Genomic DNA, 5,943 nt, shown 5'->3' on the forward strand with positions numbered 1-5,943 from the left:
CATTAGCTGTAGAACATCTTTTTGATAGTGATTCCGTGACTGTTCTAGCACTACTTGGTTTACATACTACGACTTCATGTCCTAAAGCTCTTAACTTAGCAATAACTCTATTACCTACATCTAGAGTTAAATTATCCTCAACTTTGATTCCTCTAGCTCCTGTGTCTGGTGGACAATTGTGCCCACTATCAATTCCAATTTTCATGATTTCATCCTCAACTTACTTATTTTTATGCTAGTTCAAAACTTTTACAATTATAGAGACAAAGTTTTGTTAATAAATTTGTTGAAGTACTTGTTAGCAACACCTGCATTATTTTCAGCATTACTACGCTAGTAAACAAAATAAGTTTTTGTGCGAACCTGAACAGCAAATTTTATGTGTGAAATTCACTAATCCAAAGTGTATTGCCACAAAAAACACAACCATTATAATTTATCAATATCGGGAATAACCAGTTAATTTTTGCAATAAATTGCAATGCGGTAATTGCCTCCATTATTCAGATAATAACTCTTTATAAAAGTAGAAAGCTATGACAAATGTACCTAGTAAACTGTGGCGGAACTTTATTTAGGGCTTAAGCACCTTATTAAGTCCTAAGTCTTGTTAATTGAGATGGTGCATAGGTTTACACTGTGCTGTAGTAGTTCGATGCCCAAATCCCTAGACCGAACGCACCCTTTGATGTGAACGTGGGCTGATAAAGTCGTAAAGTATTTACAGACTCTACCCTAGGCTTTTTGTTAACCCTGAGCAGCTTAACACATAATGCTTTACAGTATTAACTAATACCTGATGGCTTCTAGACATCTGCGGGAGATTAATCAGATAAACTGCTCAAGAAACGAGGCTCAACATGGGATCTTTAAATTTTGTGAAGTTACTGGAGAATTCCATCAATGAACCCGGTTTAGGGTGGACTCTCTGCTTTATAGGGGAAGATCAATCTAACAAACTTGCAGAACTCACGCAGGAATTGAGAGGCGAATTTTCCACCACAGGCGATGGAAAAGAGATTTTATCTGGTTTTTCCTATTGGGGAATAGGCCCAACGATCGCATGGGATCATGCTTGCAATGATCGATTCTATCTCGTGATGAAAGAGAGTATAGAGTCTTTTAGATATCGATGGCATCAAATTCATTCTAATAATATCAGAGATCAGAAATATCATTATGTAAGTTTAGGTGTCGGCACAGGTGAAAAAGACCAAAATATTTTAAGTTTATTACTCAACTCAAATCCCGATTTACTCTATTTTCCAGTTGATATGAGTTCGGAGATGTTAAGGCTAGGTGTGCAACGGTCAATTCGAGGTTCACAATTGCAAGGTAGTCATGTGCTGCCAATTCAAGTTGACTTTTCAATCGAGAGAAATGTTGACAAATTACGAAAACTACTAGATAAAGTCATCAATGATAGTCCTGTACTATTTTCTCTATTGGGAAACACATTAGCTAATTTTCAACGAGATACAGAACTGCTGGAAAGTCTTTCTAAGTTAATGCGACCTGAGGATAGGCTACTCCTAGAAGTAGCAACCACTGAAGATTTAAGCGAAGAAGCAGCCCAAAAGGCAGCGAAAGAGTACGCTAAAACTAGGTCTTTTAAAGAGTTTGTCACAAGTGCATTGCTGCAAAACACTGATTTACATATCGATTTGAATAGTGTATTTTTTGATGGTTCTATAGAGACTGATAGAGGAATTTTAATAAAAATCCTGTATCGTAACCTCACTGGAAACAAAATTGAAGTGGTGTTACCTGACCGGTCAGTAATGAATTTTGAAGACCAAGATACGATTCGTTTGCTTCTAACTCGGAAATATACTTCTAATGGTATCGACAAAGCTATATCAGACAGTAAGCTAGTGCTTGTTGATAGGCTACATACAGTATTGGAACCACGTTTGAAGAATGGATTTGGTATGGATTTAATCTTAGTTGCCCCTGACTCTTCAGGAATTAACAAGAATTCTTCTGTAGCAAATAGTATATGGTCTAAACGGTAAGATGTGATATGAGTATGAAAAACTTAGTAACCTTTATCACGTTTTTCCCTTTACTTCTAGGATTTATTCTAGCTGCCGTCTGGTGGACTCAGGGAGGAAGTTTTGAGTCACTACTGACAGGCTTGGGATTATTAGCAACAATTACTGGGATTTTTGGCGAACGATGGGCATCAGCTAACGAAAAGAGGATAGAATTTCTGCGTGCTTTACTGAATGAGTGCAGATCAAATGAGGTAATTTTATCTGATAGCCGCTTCAACCCAAACTCGCATAAGCCGGGACGACCAATAGTCTTTCCGCGATTAATTATATCTGTTACCGAAACAGCACTAGCATCTAATGTTTTTGCAGAACGTCAAGATAGAGAGTTGTTTGCGCTTATACATCAATGGCGACATACTGCTAATGAGTTTAACCGGAGATTAGATATTACCGAGTTGCGTACATTCACAAACCTGTCGCCACAAGAAATTCGTTCACTATACGAAGCACTACAGGAATCAAAAGAGTTCAATGAAGCACTGAATTTGACTCAACACATCACAACTTTTTTGAAATCAAACTATCTAAAAGGCTTTGGTGATAGTGAAGTTTTAACTCCTTCAAGGAACTAATGACCGGAATCTGTGGGTAGATATTTAACAATCAGCCTGAAAGCAAGTTTAAAATTTAAGTAAAGAAATATTTCGTAGCTTACAGGCATGAAACGCATCGTCTTGGTTGCTGGGTTTGAATCGTTCAACGCTGACTTGTATAGAAAAGCAGCCTTTTTGGCTAACTCTCGCTGTCTGGAGTTGGATATTCGGGTATTTAGCGATCGCGATCTTACCAACAAACGCACTGAGGTAGAAGCAGCACTCGATGGCGCTGATGTGTTTTTCGGCAGCCTCCTATTTGATTATGACCAGGTTGTGTGGTTGCGCGATCGCATTTCCCAAATTCCCATCCGCCTAGTCTTTGAGTCAGCCTTGGAATTGATGAGTTTAACCAAGTTGGGGGACTTTGCCATTGGCGACAAACCCAAAGGAATGCCCAAACCAGTTAAATTCATCCTCGACAAATTTAGCAACGGACGAGAAGAAGACAAACTTGCTGGTTACATCAGCTTCTTAAAAATTGGCCCCAAGCTACTGAAATACGTCCCAGTGCAAAAAGTCCAAGACTTACGCAACTGGTTAATTATCTATGGTTACTGGAATGCTGGCGGCCCAGAAAACGTCGCTTCATTATTCTGGACACTGGCAGAAAAATACTTGGGTTTAAAAGTCGGCGACATTCCCCCGCTAGTCGAAACCCCCAACATCGGATTACTCCATCCCGACTATCAAGGATTTTTTGAATCGCCCCGCGACTATTTGGAATGGTATAAAACCCATTGTAGAGACGCGATTCATCGCGTCTCTACAAAACCGATTGTTGGGATTTTACTCTACCGAAAACACGTCATCACCAAACAACCCTACATTCCCCAACTGATTCGCAGTTTTGAAAAAGCCGGCTTAACTCCTTTACCCATCTTCATCAACGGCGTAGAAGGACACGTAGCAGTACGAGATTTGATGACAACCGACTATGAAATTCAGCAACGACAACTAGGTAATATAGAGACAGCCTCACTTTCTAGTGAAGCAGTAAAAGTAGATGCGATCGTTTCGACAATTGGCTTTCCTCTGGTGGGTGGCCCGGCTGGTTCAATGGAAGCAGGCCGTCAGGTGGAAGTAGCAAAGCGCATCCTCACAGCCAAGAATGTTCCTTATATTGTTGCAGCACCACTATTAATTCAAGATATTTCCTCGTGGACACGCCAAGGTGTCGGCGGATTGCAAAGTGTGGTGTTGTATGCTTTACCAGAATTGGATGGGGCGATTGATACCGTTCCCCTCGGTGGTTTGGTCGGCGAAAATATTTATCTGGTTCCCGAACGGGTGCAGCGATTAATTGGTAGGGTGAAAACTTGGGTGTCTTTGCGGCAAAAACCTGTATCAGAACGCAAGATTGCGATAATTTTATATGGGTTTCCTCCAGGTTATGGCGCTGTGGGTACAGCTGCATTATTAAATGTGCCGCGTAGTTTGCTGAAGTTTCTCCACGCACTCAAAGAACAAGGTTATACCGTGGGGGATTTACCGGAAGATGGGGAAGAATTGATTCGCTGGGTGAAAGAAGCGGATGAAGCTAATCCTCTTGTGGGTGTAGATAATGATACTCATATTGCCCACTCTACAAATAGTGTAAACGTCCGCACATTAGAAAAATGGCTGGGATATCTGCAAACCTCGCGCATCGAAAAACAATGGAAATCTCTCACGGGAACTGGAATTAAAACCTATAGTGATGAATTTCAGATTGGCGGTGTGCAATTAGGAAATGTGTGGATAGGTGTACAACCACCTTTGGGGATACAAGGCGACCCCATGCGCTTAATGTTTGAACGAGATTTAACACCCCATCCGCAATATGTTGCTTATTATAAATGGCTGCAAAATGAGTTTCAAGCTGATGCTCTAGTTCACTTTGGAATGCATGGAACAGTGGAATGGTTGCCTGGTTCTCCTTTGGGTAATACTGGTTATTCTTGGTCAGATATACTGTTAGGAAATTTGCCTAATCTATATATATATGCAGCAAATAATCCTTCTGAGTCTATGTTGGCAAAACGTCGCGGTTATGGTGTATTAATTTCTCATAATGTGCCGCCTTATGGTCGTGCAGGTTTATATAAAGAATTGGTGTCATTGCGAGATTTAATCTCGGAGTATCGGGAAGATCCGCAAAAGAATTATGTGCTTAAAGAAGGGATTTGTAAAAAAATTGTGGACTCTGGTTTAGATGCAGATTGTCCGTTTGAAGATGCGAAAAAGTTAGGTATAGCCTTTACTCCCGAAAATATTCGGATGTTTAGCACTCATGCTTTTGATGATTATTTGGTGGAGTTGTATGAATATTTGCAAGTTTTAGAAAATCGGTTGTTTTCTTCTGGGTTGCATACATTGGGAGAAGCACCAAATGAAGAGGAATTAGGGTCGTATTTGGAGGCTTATTTTGGGGATGAGAAAGGAATAACTGAAGAAAGAGAAGAAGAGGAAAGACTAATAAGAAATTTGTTGATGCAATCTACGGATGAGTTAACGAATTTATTAAGGGGTTTGAATGGAGAATATATTCCGCCTGCGCCTGGTGGAGATTTATTGCGGGATGGGGCTGGTGTGTTACCAACTGGGAGAAATATTCATGCTTTAGATCCTTATCGGATGCCTTCACCTGCTGCATACCAACGGGGGCGAGAAATTGCTCAAAAAATTATCGCCCAGCATTTGGATGAACATGGGAAATATCCAGAAACGGTGGCGGTGATGTTATGGGGATTAGATGCAATTAAAACGAAGGGGGAATCTCTGGGGATTCTGCTGGAATTAGTGGGGGCTGAACCTATTAAGGAAGGAACTGGCAGAATTGTTCGTTATGAATTGAAACCGTTGATGGAAGTTGGCCATCCCCGCATTGATGTTTTAGGTAATTTATCTGGGATTTTCCGGGATAGTTTTGTAAATATCATCGAATTGTTGGATGATTTATTTCAACGGGCGACTGATGTTGATGAATCGGAAGATCAGAATTTTATTAGGAAACACGCTTTAGCTTTAAAAGCCCAAGGTGTGGAAAATGCATCAGCGAGATTGTTTTCTAACCCGGCGGGTGATTTTGGTTCTTTGGTAAACGATCGCGTTGTGGATGGTAACTGGGAATCTGGTGAGGAGTTGGGGAATACTTGGCAAAGTCGCAATGTATTCAGCTACGGGAGAGAAGACAAAGGTCAAGCTAGACCAGAAGTTTTGAATACGTTGTTAAAAACTAGCGATCGCATTGTTCAAGAAATCGATTCGGTAGAATATGGTTTAACGGATATTCAAGAATATTACGCCAACAC

The 5,943-nt window shown here is 40.5% G+C and carries 4 protein-coding genes; 3 read left to right on the top strand and 1 reads right to left on the bottom strand.

What is annotated here, in order from left to right; all coding sequences use genetic code 11:
* On the bottom strand, positions 1–205 hold a 205-nt coding region (locus RRG12_RS41140; RefSeq protein ID WP_420763161.1), incomplete at its 3' end, for an N-acetylmuramoyl-L-alanine amidase.
* Between the two features lie 655 nt (positions 206–860).
* Here RRG12_RS41140 and RRG12_RS41145 point away from each other — a divergent pair.
* From RRG12_RS41145 to bchH, 3 genes are all read left to right on the top strand, one after another.
* Entirely contained in the window at positions 861–2,015 is a 1,155-nt protein-coding gene (locus tag RRG12_RS41145; protein ID WP_069071658.1) for an L-histidine N(alpha)-methyltransferase, read from the top strand.
* 14 nt (positions 2,016–2,029) lie between these two features.
* Entirely contained in the window at positions 2,030–2,629 is a 600-nt protein-coding gene (locus RRG12_RS41150; protein ID WP_420761357.1) for a hypothetical protein, read from the top strand.
* Positions 2,630–2,716: 87 nt separating this feature from the next.
* Positions 2,717–5,943: magnesium chelatase subunit H (gene bchH / locus RRG12_RS41155; protein ID WP_420763162.1), on the top strand; the 3,227-nt coding region annotated here is incomplete at its 3' end.

This window comes from Nostoc sp. CALU 546, from assembly GCF_048836525.1.

What these genes read in the sequence shown, in the direction of transcription:
- RRG12_RS41145 (WP_069071658.1), top strand. Translation starts at nt 861, where the DNA reads ATGGGATCTTTAAATTTTGTGAAGTTACTGGAGAATTCCATCAATGAA.
- RRG12_RS41150 (WP_420761357.1), top strand. Translation starts at nt 2,030, where the DNA reads ATGAAAAACTTAGTAACCTTTATCACGTTTTTCCCTTTACTTCTAGGA.